Annotated in this window: 17 protein-coding genes; 12 read left to right on the forward strand and 5 right to left on the reverse strand. The window is 36.4% G+C overall.

The annotated features are described in order from the left end of the window. Nucleotides 1–124 precede the first annotated feature (124 nt). Together FGD67_RS04145 and FGD67_RS04150 are read right to left on the reverse strand one after the other, a co-directional pair. Complete coding sequence (locus FGD67_RS04145; RefSeq protein WP_257173818.1) at nucleotides 125–331, reverse strand: hypothetical protein; 207 nt, start codon at nucleotides 329–331, stop codon at nucleotides 125–127. A gap of 13 nt (nucleotides 332–344) precedes the next feature. Further along, on the reverse strand, nucleotides 345–599 hold the full coding sequence (locus FGD67_RS04150) for an MbcA/ParS/Xre antitoxin family protein (protein WP_257173819.1): 255 nt from the start codon (nucleotides 597–599) through the stop codon (nucleotides 345–347). 129 nt (nucleotides 600–728) lie between these two features. Here FGD67_RS04150 and FGD67_RS04155 point away from each other — a divergent pair, with 129 nt between their 5' ends. The 9 genes from FGD67_RS04155 to FGD67_RS04195 are packed head-to-tail and all read left to right on the forward strand — an operon-like array spanning nucleotide 729 to nucleotide 12376. Continuing rightward, nucleotides 729–1601: a WYL domain-containing protein gene (locus tag FGD67_RS04155; RefSeq protein ID WP_257173820.1), complete on the forward strand. Its 873-nt coding sequence runs from the start codon at nucleotides 729–731 to the stop codon at nucleotides 1599–1601. A gap of 22 nt (nucleotides 1602–1623) precedes the next feature. Then, on the forward strand, nucleotides 1624–3213 hold the full coding sequence (locus FGD67_RS04160) for a class I SAM-dependent DNA methyltransferase (protein ID WP_257173821.1): 1590 nt from the start codon (nucleotides 1624–1626) through the stop codon (nucleotides 3211–3213). After that, nucleotides 3203–4624: a restriction endonuclease subunit S gene (locus tag FGD67_RS04165; RefSeq protein ID WP_257173822.1), complete on the forward strand. Its 1422-nt coding sequence runs from the start codon at nucleotides 3203–3205 to the stop codon at nucleotides 4622–4624. Before FGD67_RS04160 ends, FGD67_RS04165 begins: the two co-directional genes overlap by 11 nt. Beyond that, on the forward strand, nucleotides 4624–5667 hold the full coding sequence (locus FGD67_RS04170) for a DUF4917 family protein (protein ID WP_257173823.1): 1044 nt from the start codon (nucleotides 4624–4626) through the stop codon (nucleotides 5665–5667). The genes FGD67_RS04165 and FGD67_RS04170 overlap by 1 nt, the downstream gene beginning before the upstream one ends. Nucleotides 5668–5669: 2 nt before the next feature. After that, nucleotides 5670–8945, forward strand: a complete 3276-nt coding sequence (locus FGD67_RS04175) for a type I restriction endonuclease subunit R (RefSeq protein WP_257175062.1) — start codon at nucleotides 5670–5672, stop codon at nucleotides 8943–8945. A gap of 12 nt (nucleotides 8946–8957) precedes the next feature. Further along, a complete protein-coding gene (locus FGD67_RS04180) occupies nucleotides 8958–9689 on the forward strand; it encodes a DUF4297 domain-containing protein (RefSeq protein ID WP_257173824.1) in 732 nt (243 codons plus the stop codon). A gap of 49 nt (nucleotides 9690–9738) precedes the next feature. Then, the gene (locus tag FGD67_RS04185; RefSeq protein WP_257173825.1) at nucleotides 9739–10131 is read left to right on the forward strand and encodes a hypothetical protein; all 393 of its coding nucleotides are present in this window, start codon (nucleotides 9739–9741) and stop codon (nucleotides 10129–10131) included. After that, nucleotides 10128–10607 carry a hypothetical protein gene (locus FGD67_RS04190; protein WP_257173826.1) on the forward strand — a complete coding sequence of 160 codons (480 nt, stop codon included), beginning with the start codon at nucleotides 10128–10130 and terminating at the stop codon, nucleotides 10605–10607. The genes FGD67_RS04185 and FGD67_RS04190 overlap by 4 nt, the downstream gene beginning before the upstream one ends. Next, nucleotides 10604–12376, forward strand: coding sequence for an AAA family ATPase (locus tag FGD67_RS04195; protein ID WP_257173827.1), 1773 nt, complete (start codon nucleotides 10604–10606; stop codon nucleotides 12374–12376). The genes FGD67_RS04190 and FGD67_RS04195 overlap by 4 nt, the downstream gene beginning before the upstream one ends. A gap of 16 nt (nucleotides 12377–12392) precedes the next feature. On the opposite strand, the gene FGD67_RS04200 is transcribed toward FGD67_RS04195, so the two are convergent. After that, nucleotides 12393–12635, reverse strand: a complete 243-nt coding sequence (locus FGD67_RS04200) for a helix-turn-helix domain-containing protein (RefSeq protein ID WP_257173828.1) — start codon at nucleotides 12633–12635, stop codon at nucleotides 12393–12395. A 124-nt stretch (nucleotides 12636–12759) separates the two neighbouring features. On the opposite strand from FGD67_RS04200, the gene FGD67_RS04205 reads away from it, so the two are divergent. Further along, a complete protein-coding gene (locus FGD67_RS04205) occupies nucleotides 12760–13056 on the forward strand; it encodes a hypothetical protein (protein WP_257173829.1) in 297 nt (98 codons plus the stop codon). A gap of 418 nt (nucleotides 13057–13474) precedes the next feature. Here the strand turns inward: FGD67_RS04205 and FGD67_RS04210 are convergent, their stop codons facing one another. Together FGD67_RS04210 and FGD67_RS04215 are read right to left on the reverse strand one after the other, a co-directional pair. Then, nucleotides 13475–13966 carry a DUF2919 domain-containing protein gene (locus FGD67_RS04210; protein ID WP_257173830.1) on the reverse strand — a complete coding sequence of 164 codons (492 nt, stop codon included), beginning with the start codon at nucleotides 13964–13966 and terminating at the stop codon, nucleotides 13475–13477. Nucleotides 13967–13972: 6 nt separating this feature from the next. Further along, entirely contained in the window at nucleotides 13973–14737 is a 765-nt protein-coding gene (locus tag FGD67_RS04215) for a DUF599 domain-containing protein (protein ID WP_257173831.1), read from the reverse strand. A gap of 301 nt (nucleotides 14738–15038) precedes the next feature. On the opposite strand from FGD67_RS04215, the gene FGD67_RS04220 reads away from it, so the two are divergent. Together FGD67_RS04220 and FGD67_RS04225 are read left to right on the forward strand one after the other, a co-directional pair. Further along, nucleotides 15039–16157 carry a carbohydrate binding family 9 domain-containing protein gene (locus FGD67_RS04220; protein ID WP_257173832.1) on the forward strand — a complete coding sequence of 373 codons (1119 nt, stop codon included), beginning with the start codon at nucleotides 15039–15041 and terminating at the stop codon, nucleotides 16155–16157. After that, the gene (locus FGD67_RS04225) at nucleotides 16147–17346 is read left to right on the forward strand and encodes a hypothetical protein (RefSeq protein ID WP_257173833.1); all 1200 of its coding nucleotides are present in this window, start codon (nucleotides 16147–16149) and stop codon (nucleotides 17344–17346) included. Before FGD67_RS04220 ends, FGD67_RS04225 begins: the two co-directional genes overlap by 11 nt. Nucleotides 17347–17389 lie beyond the last annotated feature (43 nt).

A 17389-nucleotide genomic window follows, 5' to 3' on the forward strand; every position in this document is an offset into this window, starting at 1 on the left:
GGGTAATTAATGGCAAACAGACTGCAATCAGGACACTAAAATACTCAGGAGCTCCCTCCCCATTACAACCAGTTTTTAACTTGTTACCACGCTTTTAATTTGCTTCAATACTTTACTCAAAGAGTCAAAGTTCCCCGTAGCTATGGTCAATAAAGTAGTTTTTTCCATTAAAATATGGATTACTGTTTTGCATGTTCATAAAGCCATACACGTTCTCTGGATTAGAAAAAACTTCTTTAAGGCTCTGGTGAATATTATTAGCAGCACGAAACAGCTCTTCGGCTGTTTTGCTGCGTTGTATATTAGCAGTGCATAAAAATAGAATATTCACTGGCGGCTATTCCTCATGAAAAATCCCCAGTTCTCATGCGAATCAGCATATCCATCACCTCATCAGCATTAATTGTTAGCTGTTCAAACGGTGACTTACCTTGCAAAAATGGTTTAGGTTTAGTGAGCCACTCTTTGCACACCCGATCATCCAATTTAAACTGCTCCATCAACTCCTGATAGATATCAAAATGCTCAGCTTTTAAATGTTCAAGTTCGGCTACATTAGTATGTTTTTTTAATGAATAATTGGCGTTTTTATGACACATAAATTCGAGCTTTTAAATAATGATGATCCATATCAACACTAAAGCATAAAATCTATTTGCTGTCTAACTCATAATGAGACATACTATTTCAACTCGAATGGAAAATGTCAATAGAATCAGTTTTATCGAATGGACGAATTTAGTTTTGCACAGAAGCAGCGCTTAGCTTATATCGACTTTAAGCTCTATTTTACTGGGATGGTAACTCGCAGTGAAATAGTCAGCCATTTCGAATTAGGCCTTGCCGCAGCAACCCGAGATTTAAAGTTCTACAAAGACAATGCCCCTGAGAATATGGCGTATGACAACGTAGAAAAAAAATACTTCATCACAACGCAATTCAAGCCCATATTTAAACATGATGCTCGCCGCACGCTTATTAAGTTAGCGAATAACATTAGCGATGGCTTTGATTCGATTGGTGATACTTCATTTCCTATTGAATCACCAAGCCCGTTGAACGTACCTGATATTGATATAATCGCTAAGCTATCTCAAGCAATAATCAACCAAAAGCCTATTAGCGTTATATATACGTCTTTAAGCAGTGGTTCGGGTGCAAGAGAGTTAGTGCCTCACTCAATAGTAGATAACGGCTTACGTTGGCATTTAAGAGCATATGATCGCAAATCAAAGTTATTCAGAGACTTCGTTTTAACTCGCATTACTAAAGTTACAATTCAAGCACAGACTCCATCTCCTGAAGAAGATAAATTAGAAGATCATCAATGGATGCGTATGGTGCCGTTACAAATTATTCCGCACCCAAACAACGTTAAACATCCAACCGCTATAAAGCTCGATTTTGGTATGGAAAAAGGCATGTTAGAAGTTAACGTTCGTGCAGCAATGGCAGGTTATCTATTAAGACGGTGGAATGTGGATTGTTCTGAAAGTGCTTCACTTTCAGGCCCAGAATATCAACTTTATTTACAGAATATACAAACATTATATGGTGCAGAAAACCTCGCTATTGCACCTGGCTATCAATTAGAAAAGTAAGAATTTTAAAGGACGAATTTACATGGCAACCGCTAAAACCAAGAAAACAACAAGTACCAATTTTGAAGAAACCCTCTGGGATACCGCGAATAAGCTGCGTGGTAGTGTTGAATCGTCTGAATATAAGCATGTGGTATTAAGTCTTATCTTCTTAAAATTTATCAGTGATAAGTTTGAAGACAAACGCCAAGCCTTGATTGATGGTGGTATGGGCGACTTTGTAGACCAAGTTGAGTTCTATATGCAAGACAACGTGTTCTACCTGCCTGAAGAAGCTCGTTGGTCGTTTATTAAAAAGAACATGAAGCAAGACGACATTGCGGTAAAAATTGATACGGCATTGCACACGGTTGAAAAGAACAACCCATCACTAAAAGGTGCTTTGCCAGAAAACTACTTTAGCCGTTTAGGGCTGGTTACCAGTAAGCTTGCCTCACTTATCGATACTATTAATAACATCGACACTGCTGCTTCTGAGTGCGAAATGACCGAAGAAGATTTAGTTGGTCGTGTTTACGAATACTTCTTAGGTAAGTTTGCTTCAAGCGAAGGCAAAGGCGGTGGTGAATTCTATACGCCAAAATCAGTGGTAGCCTTAATTGCTGAAATGATAGAGCCATTTAAAGGTAAAATTTACGATCCGTGTTGTGGCTCAGGCGGTATGTTTGTGCAGTCGCTAAAATTTATCGACAGCCACAAAGGCAACCGTAAAGATATTTCAATTTACGGCCAGGAATACACCAATACCACCTACAAACTAGCCAAAATGAATTTAGCAGTACGTGGTATTTCAGGCAATTTAGGTGAAGTGGCCGGTGATAGTTTTTTTAAAGACCAACACCCAGATTTAAAAGCCGACTTTATTATGGCTAACCCGCCGTTTAACCAAAAACAATGGCGTAGCGATAGCGAATTAGTAGACGATGGCCGTTGGGCAGGGTTTGACGTACCACCAACAGGTAATGCTAACTACGCATGGATCATGCACATGATCTCAAAGTTAAGTGAAAACGGCACCGCAGGTTTTGTACTTGCAAATGGCTCAATGAGCTCAAATGTTGGTAGTGAATTACAAATAAGAAAGAAAATAATCGAGCAGGATTTAATTGATTGCATGGTTATATTACCTGGCCAATTATTCTATACCACCTCAATTCCTGTGTGTTTATGGTTTATCACCAAAAATAAGAAAGAAGATACAGAACGTGGCTATCGTAACCGACAAAATGAAACCTTATTTATTGATGCTCGCCAAATAGGCTCAATGGTCAGTAGAACTCAAAAAGAATTATCTATTGATGATATTGCTGATATAGCACGTACATATCATGCATGGCGTGGTGAGAAAAAAGATGCCGATGGCAATGATATAGACAATTATGAAGATCAGGCTGGCTACTGCAAATCAGCCACATCAAATGAAATTAGAGACAATGATTTTGTTTTAACCCCAGGTCGTTATGTAGGTGCTGCCGAAATCGAAGATGACGGTATTCCAATTGAAACGAAAATGAAAGAGTTATCTCAGGCCTTATACAGCCAAATGGATCAGGCAGAAACGCTAGATATAGCGATTCGTCAAAACCTGGAGGTGTTGGGTTATGGCAAATAAATGGAAAGAAGTTCGGTTGGGGGATATAACTAGCATAAGAAGGGGCTCTTCTCCTAGGCCGATTGTAAACTTTATTACAGATGAAGGGATGCCTTGGGTCAAAATTGCTGATGCAACAGGAAGTGATTCAAAATACATTACTTCTACAAAACAATATTTGAAGCAGGAAGGTGTCTGTAAGAGCATTATTGTGGAACCAGGTGATTTAATTTTATCTAATAGCGGTACGGCAGGATTACCTAAATTTATGGGAATTACTGCATGCATTCACGATGGCTGGCAAGTCTTTAAAGATTTGGATGGAATTTCAAGTGAATTTTTGTATTACTCTTTAATATATATGAGAGAGCGATTACTTCACGGTGCATATGATAGCACTATGAAAAACTTAACTTTAGATATGGTGCGTGATGCAAAGATTTTTCTTCCAGAGCTTTCAGAACAAGATGCTGTAACCGATATACTAAGTACATTAGACAAAAAAATAGAACTAAATTGTCAAACCAACCAAACACTTGAACAAATGGCGCAAGTGTTATTTAAAAGCTGGTTTGTCGATTTTGATCCAGTATTCGACAATGCTCTTGCTAGCGGTATGGCTATTAATGACTTTCCAGGAACCTTACAGAACAAAGCTCTTTCTAGGCAACAGCAACGCCGACAAGTGCAGCAACAAATCGCTAATGGTGAGCTAGAAGCTACCCCTCTACCTGAAGACATTCGTCAACTCTTCCCAAGCGAATTTGAACAAACCGATGAACTGTCTATCGGTATCAACGGCTGGATACCTAAAGGCTGGGAAGTTTCTGAACTAACAGAAGTAACAACTGAATTGCGTCGTGGAATTTCGCCTAAATATACCGAAGAAGGTGGTATTCAAGTAATCAATCAAAAATGCATAAGAAATCATGAAATTAATTTCTCTTTGTGTAGAAGAAATAATCCCGAATTGAGAAAGGTTGCTGGTAGAGAGTTATTGATTGGTGATGTACTGGTAAATTCAACTGGTGTTGGCACCTTAGGTAGGGTTGCCCAACTTCATAGTTTACCAGAACCAACGGTCGTTGACTCACATGTTACAGTTGTTCGCCCTAATGTTGAAAAAGTACTGATTTATACCTTTGGACAGCTTATGTTAGCAAATGAGCGGCGTATAGAAGCTCTAGGGGAAGGAAGTACAGGTCAAACAGAACTTAGTCGTAAGATCTTGTCTGAGCAAAAAGTGGTTCTTCCACCAGTCAATATAGCAACCAAGATAGAAGATACATTTAAGTCATATGCAGATAAACAGGTAAATAACCGTGTTCAAATAGCTTCTCTTGAAAAACTTAGAGATACGTTATTACCCAAATTAATTTCTGGTGAATTGCAGCTTCCAGCCGAAAGTATTAATGCAGAGGTCTCTACTTAATGAGTGAAGTTTTGCTGTGGGAAAATATCAAGGATGATTATGCACAAGCTAGCTTGATAGTTGGCAATGGCGCAAGCATGGCTGTATCAGCGAACTTTGCTTATGGCTCGTTATATGATGCGGCAGTTGAGTTAAAACATATATCTAAACCAGTTCAAGATGTATTTGATAGCTTTGAGGTTAATGACTTTGAGTTGGTTCTGCGTAGATTATGGCAAGCAAAATTAGTTAACACTGCTTTAGATATAGAACATGGCAAAGTTGAAGAGTCATACCAACAAGTTAGAAAGGCGTTAATTGCTACGGTTCGAAATGTTCATGTTTCTTACCAAGAAGCAGAAGAGCACTTAGTGCATATTTACAAGTTCATGCAGCCATTTAGTAAGGTGCTTTCACTAAATTATGACTTGATCGTGTATTGGGCTGCCATGTTAGGTAATGACAATATTGGTTCATGGCATTTCAAGGATTGTTTTAATGGTGAACGTAAGTTTGGCGAATGGCGAGACGCAGATGGTACTTTATTTTTCTATCCTCACGGTAATTTAGTATTACATCATCATGAGTTTTCTAGCGTTAAGAAAATTACAGCAGGATCAGTCGATCTACTAGGTTCTATCTTAAGAAAATGGGAAACTGATGATTTGGCTCCTGCTTTTGTATGTGAAGGTACACAAGAATCAAAACAACAATCTATCTCTAGCTGTGACTATTTAGAAAAATTGTTTTATGAAGTGCTTCCTGACCTAGGCCCAAATATTGTTATTTATGGTTGGTCTATGGCAGAGCAAGACGAACATTTACTGCAACAGATTAGTAAAAGTAAAGCTAAAAAAATTGCTGTATCAGTATATAAAGCTGATGGAACATTCATGGGTAGAGTTGAAAAACAACTAACTGACATTGGTGTTGAAGAGGTGGTTTTCTTTGACTGTGAAAGCGCAGGTGCATGGAATAAGCCATCTACAGAATTTTTAAAAGAACAAGAAGACGAACAGAAAGCAATAGCCGAAGCGGTTAAGAAAGCTTTAAGGAAGAGCTAATGATGAAGTTTACAGAAGCACAATTAGAAGCAGCCATTATAGAGTTACTGGGTGAACAAGGATATCCATACACATCTGGCTCTGATTTGGCTAGGCAACCTGAGCAAGTACTCATTAAAGATGACTTACGAGCCTATTTAGCTAATCGCTATGCGGCTGATGACATTACCACAGGAGAAATTGATAGCATTATTCTACAGCTTGAAACTCTGCCTGTAGGTGACTTGTATGAAAGCAATAAAACCTTCTGTAAATGGTTAAGTGATGGCTTTTTATTAAAACGTGAATCAGGTAGTAAGCCAGGCGAAGCTTCTAAAAAAGATTTATATATTCAGCTTATTGATTATGACCAAGTAAATAGCGAAGAAGTCGCTGTTGCTCAAGAATCATATGAAGCGTTACCTATGGCAGCTGAGCCCAGTGCGTCTTATGTTGCTACAACTGGACACAACATTTTTAAAATGGTTAATCAGCTAGAGATTGACAGTCCATCAGCTGATAACTCCATGCGTATTCCTGATGGTATTTTGTACATCAACGGTTTGCCTGTGGTGGTGTTTGAATTTAAAAGCGCTATTCGTGAAGAACAAGCTTCACTACATGATGCCTATGTACAATTAACCACACGTTATCGCCGTGATATCCCCCAGTTATTTGTTTTCAATGCATTGTGCGTTATTAGCGATGGTGTAAATAATAAAATGGGAAATGTATTTGCACCATATGATTTTTATTATGCATGGCGCAAGGTTACTGGTGATGAATCAATAGAGCAAGATGGTATTAATGGCTTGCATACTATGTTGCAGGGTTTGTTTGATAAAGAACGTTTGTGTGATGTTATTCGTAACTTTATTTACTTCCCTGATAAATCTAAAGGTGAAGTGAAAATAGTTTGTCGTTATCCACAATATTACGCTGCTCGAAAGCTCTATGAGAATATTAAAAAGGAACGAAAACTACCTAATGGTGAAGGTGGTAGTGGTAAAGGCGGAACGTATTTCGGTGCAACGGGCTGTGGTAAAAGCTTTACCATGCAGTTTTTATCTCGCTTATTAATGAAAAGCGTTGAATTTGAAAGCCCGACCATCGTATTAATAACTGATAGAACAGATTTAGACGATCAGTTATCTCAACAATTCTCTAATGCTAAAAGCTATATTGGCGATGATCATATTGTTAGTGTTGAAAGCCGCGACCAACTAAGACAACTACTTAAAGGCCGACAAAGTGGTGGTGTCTTTTTAACAACCATTCATAAATTTACCGAAGATATAGAAGTATTAACTGAACGTACTAACGTTATTTGTATTTCTGATGAGGCACATCGTAGCCAGGTTAATTTAGATCAAAAGGTTTCAATTACTGATAAAGGCGTAAAACGTACATACGGCTTTGCAAAGTATTTACATGACTCATTACCTAACGCGACCTTTGTTGGTTTTACTGGTACGCCTATTGATGCCACGTTAGACGTATTTGGTAAGGTAATTGATGCTTATACCATGTCAGAGTCGGTTAAAGATGAAATAACGGTGCGCATTGTTTATGAAGGCCGTGCGGCAAAAGTATTGCTTAATAATGCCAAATTAGAAGAGATAGAAGCTTATTACAAACAATGTGAAGATTCTGGTAGCAATGAACATCAAATAGAAGAAAGCAAGAAAGCTACTTCGAGTATGAACTCGATCTTGGGCGATCCTGATCGCATACGCACGCTTGCTAAAGATTTTGTTGAACACTACGAAGGACGCATCAATGAAGGCTCGACCATAAAAGGTAAAGCCATGTTTGTAAGTAGTTCTCGTGAGATTGCTTACCTGTTTTATCTGGAACTTGTAGAGTTACGTCCACAATGGTTTGAAATACTGGAGTGCGAGAAAGGCTCAACGTTAACTGAGCAAGAGCGTAAAAAAATCAAACCTATGGAGCGTGTCAAAATGGTTATGACACGTGGTAAAGATGATCCAGAAGCCCTATATAACATACTGGGAACTAAAGAATATCGTAAAGAGTTAGACCGTCAGTTTAAGAATGATAAATCTAACTTTAAAATCGCCATTGTTGTAGATATGTGGCTTACCGGTTTTGATGTACCTTTCCTTGATACGATTTATATTGATAAACCACTGCAAAAACATAATCTTATTCAAACCATTTCTCGTGTTAACCGCAAGTTTTCAGGCAAGCATAAAGGTTTAGTGGTTGATTACATCGGTATTAAAACGGCGATGAATAAAGCGTTAGCGCAGTTCTCAAAGTCAGAAGAAACGAATTTTGAAGATATCAATCAGTCGGTTATTGCGGTTAAAGATCATTTAGATTTGCTTAACCGCATTTTTCATAAATTCGATTCCCTCCCCTACTTCACTGGCGAGCCTGTCGCACAGCTAAATTGCTTAAATAATGCGGCTGAATTTGTACTATCAGTAGGTAAACTTGAAAAACGCTTTATGGCGTTAGTTAAGCGCCTAAAAGCGGCTTATGATGTTTGTTGTGGCAGCGAAAAGCTATCTCAACAAGAACGCGACTTGATTCATTTCTATCTTGCTGTGCGCTCTATCATCTACAAGTTAACCAAAGGTGAAGCACCTGATACCGCACAAATGAACGCTAAAGTACGAGAAATGATTTCAGAGGCGCTTAAAAGTGATGGTGTCGAGGAAATATTCAAGCTTGGCAACAATGATGGTGAGATTGATATTTTCGATGAAGACTATCTTGCCAAAATCGGCAAGATAAAACTTCCCAATACCAAGATCATGCTACTTCAAAAAATGCTAGCTAAAGCCATTGATGAAATGAAAAAAGTTAATCTTGCTCAGGGAGTAGACTTCACCAAACGCTTTAAGGCTTTAGTTGATAAGTACAATGAGCGTAAAGAAGAAGATGTATTGGTGAGTGAAGTACTAGAAGATTTCTCTGATGAAATTATCAATATGTTTACCGACCTTAAAACAGAGATGGACTCTAACGATGACTTGGGTATTAGCTTTGAAGAAAAAGCCTTTTACGACATCTTAAAATCGTTGGCAATTAAGTATGATTTTACTTATCCAGATGATAAGTTGATTGAGCTTTCACAAGCGGTGAAAGAAGTGGTCGATGATAAAGCAAAATATACCGACTGGAATAACCGTGACGATATTAAAGCTGAACTAAAAGTAGACCTAATCATGTTACTCGCCAGGTTTGGCTACCCACCGGTAAGCAGAGACGAAGTGTATAAAGAGATTTTTGCACAGGCTGAGAATTTTAAGAAAAATAGAGTTGTATAAAAGGGTTACAGGATGTTAGAAACAAAAAGACCAAGGGAACAAAGCGGAAGAGACTCATTTAGCCGATATAAAGCCCAGGTAAGATCGGCTGCTATGGCTTCATTATCGATTCTTGAAGGTGATGAAGTTGACCGTGTTTATTGCGATTTACATGATGACTTTGTTATTCGGAAAAAAGATACAGATGGATATAGTTATGTTTTTTATCAAGTAAAAACTAAAGGGAAGCAAAACCATAATTGGTCATTGAATGAGTTATTTGGGTTAAAGTCTACTGTAAAAAATCAAAGTAAGCAGAGTACTGAAAAAATTAAAAATAGCTTTGTGGGGAAATTATTATTGCACACGGTTGTATTTGATAAGTACTGCAACTCAGTAGTGTTCCAAACAAACATTCACAATAGTGATGATGTTGAAAAAATAGTTAAAGATGTAGAAATTGGTACTTTTCAAAATAAATTTTCAGAAGTCTTAGTTGATAGATTTAATCAGTGCTTTCCTGATGAGATTACTAAAGATCTATCTGAGAATGAAGTTAAATCTAGATTATCGAAACTAAAATTTGAAACTGATGTGCAATACCTTAAAAATGGTGATGATAACTTCGAGCCTTTAGCTAAAAGTGCGATTTATAAATTTAGTGAAGTGGATTTAGAGCATACAGAATCAAAAGAAATTCTGATGAAGCTGCTTGAGTTAGTAGAGAAAAAAATCCAGTGGTATCATTTCAGAGCTTACAAGTGAGAGTATTGAGCAGTATGCCGGTATTTCTATTGATGATTTATTATCAATATTGAGCATTTCAAAAGATGCTTACAATAACTTACTTGAAGGCGGTGATGATAAAGCTATTAAGAGCGCTTCGATTATTCAAAGAACATTATTATCAGCAGGTGCTGGTATTGATGAGGTTGAATTTATTTCAAGGTGTAAAACTAATTGGGATGTTTGGCTAAGGACAAACCGTCATGTAATCTTAGAATTCGACCTTCAATCAATAACTAGCAAGGTTAGACAGTTATTAAATAACTCTATTCGAAACGATGGTTCTGTCCAACTTGCTAGCCTTAGAGTCCCAATCAAAGCATTAGTGCAAGAGTTTGAAGCTGAAGATTTAATCTATGATTTGAATGCAGAGCTAATATTAGGCGGAGTATTTGCTGAGTTAGTTAAGGGGAAATCATGAATTTTGATACTTTCTTTGAAAATATAGCTTCAACTGGCACTGAAATTCGCATCGATAATAATGAGCAGTTTAAGCCTAACTTTTTAAACAATGAGGCTTTATTTCAGCTGCCATTAATCAGTTTGATAATCCTATTAATGGCAAAAGATAAGCGAAAGCCTAGGGTCTCAGAAATAGGACAACTTGTTGGTGAAAGCCTTGAAAGCAGTATGTCTGGTTTTAAAGGATCAGCGCAACATATTGGATGGTCGGCTAATTTAAGAGTGAGAACAGTTAAAGCAATTAGTTTTTTAGAGTACTCATGCCTTATTGAAATACCAAATAATAAGGGCAGAATTAAAATTACTGACCTAGGAAAAAAGGTCATAAGCAAGGCCTTAAATCAAGAAGATACTCTTTCATACAATTTGGCAGAGATAGCAAAAGCTTATAGAAACTTATGTGTTTCTAAGCAATTAGACATGGAGTTAGAATGAAGCTGATAAGTATAGAAATTTTTCCTAATGGTATATCAGGATGGCAATCAGGTTTACTGGAATTTGGCAGTAATGTTACTCAACTATTTGGCGCTAACGGGTGTGGTAAAACACCAATTGTTCAATCGATAGCATATTGCTTAGGCTACCCAAGTATTTTTAGAAAAGATATTTATGAGCGTTGTAATCATGTCATATTAAAGGTGTCATCTTCAAAAGGAAATTTGATAATAAAAAGGGTCTATAGCAAAAGTATTGATATTGAAGTAATAGAGCAAAATGGTAAGAAAGAGCGCTTCTTTGATGAAAAAGAATATTCAGCCTATTTGTTTGAGTTATTAGAGTTAAAAGTGGAAAACTTAGTTACTACTAATAATAAAAGTACCAGCCCTTATTTGTCGTCAATATTACCAATTTATTACTTGGACCAAGATGACGGATACAATAAATTTTATAGCCCACCTAGTAATTTCATTAAAGATCAGTTTTCAGAAATGATGAGAATGATCTTTAATTTGCCTATCAAAAACTCATTTAATCAAAAGAAAGAAAAATTTAAAGCAAAGGAGCGCTTAGATTATTTAGATAAGCAAGTAGAGCTGCATGCTCGCCGTGCTGAATTAGCTAAACAAGAAGCTGCTTTAATATCTAAAAATTCAGATGAGCTAGCTCATGAGATAACCACTCTTGAAAGTGAAATTGAGCAATTAAAAAGTTCTGGAGCTAATCATGATGATTCTATTAATGTACTAGACCGCCTTATAGCTAAACACAGAACATCTATAAGGTCACTTTCAAATGAAATATCTGAGATAAATAAAAGAACGAATGGTATCGCTCAAATTACACATGAAATCAACACTGAGATTGAGACTCTTAATCTTAATGAAGAAGCTAGGAGGATTTTTCTCTCTTTCAATGAAATCTGTGGTTCCAATCAATGCCAACTTTTTTCTTCAAGCTCAGATACATATAGTAAAAACTTGCTGTACTTAAAAGATCAAATTAAAGATTTAGAGAGAAATGCTGAAATCGATAAAATAAAAGTTGAGCAAATAGAACTTCAACGCAAAGGGTTAGAAGAACTTGTTCAGTCAATTATTGATGAGCGAAATATTTCTATGGAAAAGAGCGAAGTTTCTGCTCTCGTTGATGCAATATCGGAACTAAAGAACCAGATTTTTGAAGTTCAAAGTCAAAAAAGTGATATTGAAAAAGTTGAGCTATTAGAGAATAAACACTTCAAGAGCATATCTGAACGAAATAAAGCACTAGAAAAGTATCAATCATTTGGTACAGAAAAAAATTCTATTCCTGCATTATTAAAATTGAAATCGGACTTAAGGCAGTTACTGTTAAATTGGTTAGAAGAATTAAATACTAATAATATTAGCCGAAACATTACTTTTAAAGATGATTTTACGCCTTTCCTAGGTACAGAAACTATCTCTCAACTTAAGGGGAGTACACGTACTAGAGCTGTTCTGGCATATCATGCAGCTTTAATTGAGTTAATGGCGAAACATGATAGTTTCTGTTTTAGGTTTTTAATATTAGATACTCCAAAGCAACATGAAATTCATAACGATGACTTAAACCGCTATATTGAAGCATTAAAAACACTATGTAATAAACATAATATTCAAGTGATTTTTTCTACCACTGAATATCATTACGAAGGCGATGACAATGATATTGAATGGAACCCTAAATTTGCAGGTGAAAAGCAACTCATGTTCATGAAAAGCAACATTATTCCCACCGAATAAATGATGAATAATTCTATTAAATAAGAGTCTTATATAGTTTCTCTAGGCCAATAGCAGAAGAAATCTTAAGTGCATCACAATACTGAACGTATTCAAATACGTTCAGTTTCCTTTCACAAGTTTCAATTTTAACCACAAACTGGTGTGGTTCATCCAATAGTTTGCCAAGATCACGAACACTCAGTCCTTGCTCTTTTCGAGCAGACTTCAGCCAATCAATCAACGCTCTGTATCGGGAGTCATTTATATGCTTAATCATAATTTTAATTATCTTTCATAAAAAGTTTGGCCCCAAAACGGTGCCAATATATACTTACCAATAGGCACCATTACGGTGCCACATACTATATCAATAATAAATAAAATGTCAGTAGGAGTGATAAATGGGTAAAAAACGTGAAGAATTAATGTTTAATGAGTTTTCGGTGCTCGTAAAAGCAGGAGCAGAATGGTTGCTCTTGAACGCAAAAGAAGAAACTGAACCTAATAATGAATTAATAATTTATCTGAAAAAAGTTAGGAAAAAAGAATGCAATAAAACTAAGCCAAATTTAATAAAGGTTCTCAAATCTTTAGAGTTTGCAGTCTTGACCGGCGGTAATGATATTCTCAAACAAATTATGGAGGGTAACTATGACTTTAGGTTCTTATGGGTGAATAATATTCGCACCCAAAGTTAATCGTTTGTATAGGTTCAATAGCTCTAGCTTTTTGTGGTGATTACTTCTTTGTAAAACCAAGATTAACGCCCTAAGTTTGAGCTATAAAATATATTCACATGGAGTAAGTATGAAAGATTTAACTTAATAAAATTTTTCACCTTTAGTAAAGAGAAATACTTAGCGAAAATTGTAGAGTTTTGTAAACCGTTAATACTAATATTGCTGATACAATTTACATTTTTAATAAAAAATCAAGAAAAAAAAGTAAAACAATAAGAATTAATCAAATAAAAACAGAGATTTAAAATTAACACCTAACTGTTTACACAGACCCTAAACGTATAGTTGAGTACGATCAGTCGCTCGTCTTGTGTGTTTTCTTCAATCAATGTTTGACCCTTTAATGTTCAATTTTGTTATATCAGCATAATGCGGTTTATTTTTCAGGTAACGCTTCGGGAAATTCTGCGATATTAATGGTAAATCTTTTGCTCTTTAATATATAGCTAACAGCAGATATAACCAACGAGCAATGCACTAGCAACCACGATATTGTTTGCAGATGCCAAATAAAATAACCTAAAACACCAATAAGCAAGTCAAATGCTAATGCGACAATGAGCAGCATTTTACATTTTTGCCAACAAATGCGTACCCAAGCTGGAGCTGTCGGTCGTCGTAAACTTAAAACCAATACTATAAATAAACCAATAACACCAGAGACTAAATTTAAATAAAATAATGCTGTTTGCGGATATATCCACTGAATAATACCAACATGATCACGCATATTAGTCACTGACATAATCCAAATAATATAAGCGCGCAAAATAAACAATAAGATAAGATAAATGCCAGGTGCTAGTTTCAAGCAGTCAAAGTTATCAAAATCTTTCGGTAAGTAATTTGCGTAATGTTGAGCCGACATAAGCTGTTATTTATCACTCTTATCCGAAGGAATATTTGTTGCTGGCTCTGGGTTCGAATATTTTAATGCCCGCTCATGTTCTAAGCATTCCTGCCCTAAAGTAATCGCCTGCACCGCTTTGGAGTTAAATTCACGGCGATACAAGGTAAAAACAACAAAGATACTGGTTAAAATAAAAATTAGCGGATGAAAAAACCAACACAAGGCGGCCATAGAGAAATAATAAGAACGTAGTCCGAAGTTATAAGAATGGGCCGCCCGGTCTTGCACTATCGCCATTTGCTCAGCATACTTCAGCAGGTTTTTATTACGTCCAGTACGATCAAACGGGCAAGCACCAATCATGACATTAACAAAACCATATTGTCGCATTGACCAAGTAAATTGAAAAAACGCCATGACAAAAATAAGCGTCAGTAAACTTAATTTAACTTGGATTAAGGCATGATTTGGAAACTCTGTAAAAGGGATTGAGGCAATGACTGACTCAAGACGCTCAACCTGAGCAAATAAGGTTAAAACACCGGCTAAAATCAATAAGGTTGAAGAGGCGAAAAAGGTAATGTTTCGTTCTAAATTAGCCAATAAAGCGGCCTCACCGACCCGAACATCACGACTAATAACTTCATACATCCAATGAATCCGGTGTTGATGCAAGCATCTGGCAACACAGTTAGTTGTTTTCGCTTTTTTGCGCGCAAACTCGGTATAACCAAGCCAACAAACAATAAAGCAGCTTAACGCGATCACATCAAGTACAGAAAATGGCATAGTATTTATAAAGTCTTATCATGATTAACAACGATAAAGTTATTATGCTCTAGAAAATTTTAACATTCGAGTGATTAATGGTGATTTTTAGTAATAATGACATAAAACGGCTGTTAACAGCACGGTAGTTAGTGCATATTGCTATTATAAAAACCCCGCGGCTGATGGTTTTTTGTTACTAAATTAACAATATGTTGCCATTTATTAGCAAATTTGTAACAATTTATACAACATAATTATCCTTATCGTAGAATAAGTTACGTTGAAAACGGAATAAAATAATAACATTGGAGTGGTAAATTTGAAGTTTAGTAATCGTGGCCTACCTGCAGTTGCCACCGCACTTATGCTGTTTATACAACCCTGTATTGCCCAAGATAATCCTATAAAACTAGCCCAATTAAATATCCCGCATGTCGAGTTTGACCTTAAAGTTGATGGCGAGTTAAACGATGCAATATGGCAACAAGCACTTGATGTACCACTCAATATTGTTAATAGCCCATGGAACAATAAACCTAGCCCAGTTTCAACAATAGCAAAAGTCGTTGAAAATGGTAAATTCCTCTACGTTGCTTTCATTGCACAAGATCCCAACCCTGAATTGATTCAAGGCTTTTTAGGTGATAGAGACACTCGTTGGGGTGATGACTTAGTGGGTTTTAAGTTAGATACTTACAACAATCGTCGCTTAAATTATGAGTTTTTCGTCAATCCTTACGGTATACAGCACGACAGTATTGCGAATGAAATGACCGGCGACACCGATTCAGCATGGGACGGTATATGGGAATCTGTAGGAAAAATAACAGATACGGGTTACCAAGTTGAGATTGCTATCCCATATCATATTTTGAATTTTGCCGATAATGACGATGTGAAAACGTGGGCGATGGAACTCATTCGTTTGTATCCTCGCGATTCTCGCCTTCGTATCTCGCATATCGAACTTGATCGTGATGATGCCTGTTGGTTGTGTCAAATCCCGGAAATAACCGGTTTTAAAAATGCTAAAGCCAGTAAAAACTTAATGTTGACCCCTACACTGGTGGCGAATAAAAATGAAAACAGAGCATTTTATGCTGATAATGACGGACAAAATAAAGTAACCGATTGGGACAGTGAAAACGACTTTGATGCCGGCTTAGATTTACGTTGGAGTATTAATGCCAATACACTGTTAAATGTTACCATCAACCCTGATTTTTCGAACGTTGAATCTGATGCGGGGCAACTGAGCGTTAATAAAACCTTTTCTTTATTCTATGATGAAAAACGGCAATTTTTTGTCGAAAATTCTGAATACTTTTCCAGTAACTTTGACTTAGTTTATACCCGTAATATTGCCGATCCTGAATATGGCGCTAAGCTAACCGGTACACGTGGTGATCATAGTTACGGTGCATTTCATGACGAATGACACCCAAACCAATATTATACTACCGGGCAATACCGGCTCTGGGTTAATTTCATTAAATGAAGCAAGTGAATCGGGTGCTGTTAAATACCGCTATGATATTAATGACAATTTATCTGTAGGTGCTATTGGTACGGTGCGACAAACTGATAAATATCACAATTTTGTTTCCGGTATTGATTCTAAATATCGTTTTGATGATTCAAACACTTTTCAAGCACAAGTACTGTTTGCTGATACTCAAGACGCTGCAATCATGACACTTAGCGGAACTGAAGAAAAATTTACGGATCAAGCCTTTAAACTTCAATATGAACATGATTCGGAATATTGGCAGCTAGATGCAGAACATCAAGAAATTGGTGAAAAATTCCGAGCTGATTTAGGTTATATGCCACGTGCTGACTATAAAAAGAGTAAAGTCTTAGTAAACCGTTTGCTCTATGGTGAGCCTGACAGTGCTTGGCAAGAAATGAAGTTTGCTGGGCAATGGCAAATTTTACATAATGAAAACAATGAATTATTAGAGCGTTCTGTTTCAAGTAGCTTCACTATTGACGGCCCTATGCTTTCAATATTTGATATTATGGTTGTAGCTGCGGATAAAGTGGGTTTACGTGCTCATGAGCTAGACTCTCGCTTACCTATTGATAATAGCATTGACGGTAACACTAAACGTTTTCAAGAAAACCAAGCTGTTATTTACGGTTCAATGCAACCAACAGCGCAATTATTGACTGAACTTGAGTTAACCTTAGGTGATAAAATAGATTACGGTAATAATCGTCTAGGCGATTATGTCGCCCTATATGCCTATATCAGTTATAACGTTAATAAACATTTAGAATTTGAATTCTCCCATACCTATAGTGATTTAGATGCTGATAATGCAAACGTTTTTACAGAAAACCTAACAGAATTACGTGTTTCATATCAATTTAATATTAATAGCTATTTGAAATTTAATGTTGTCTACACTGATATTGATTTCAATCTTGACAATAACTCCACAGCCTATACAGCAAAAGATAATACGCTATCTACTCAACTTATTTATGCTTATAAAATTAACCCGCAAACAGTATTCTACTTAGGTTACTCTGACAATAGTTATCAAGATGATCGATTAAAAAGTTTAGAGCGTGGCCAACGTACTATCTACAGTAAAATCAGTTATGCTTGGTTGCCATAATCAAAGCCACTATGACACTGATATATAACGGAGTAACTTTCGA

It is taken from the genome of Colwellia sp. M166 (assembly GCF_024585285.1).
Classification (GTDB): Bacteria; Pseudomonadota; Gammaproteobacteria; order Enterobacterales; family Alteromonadaceae; genus Cognaticolwellia.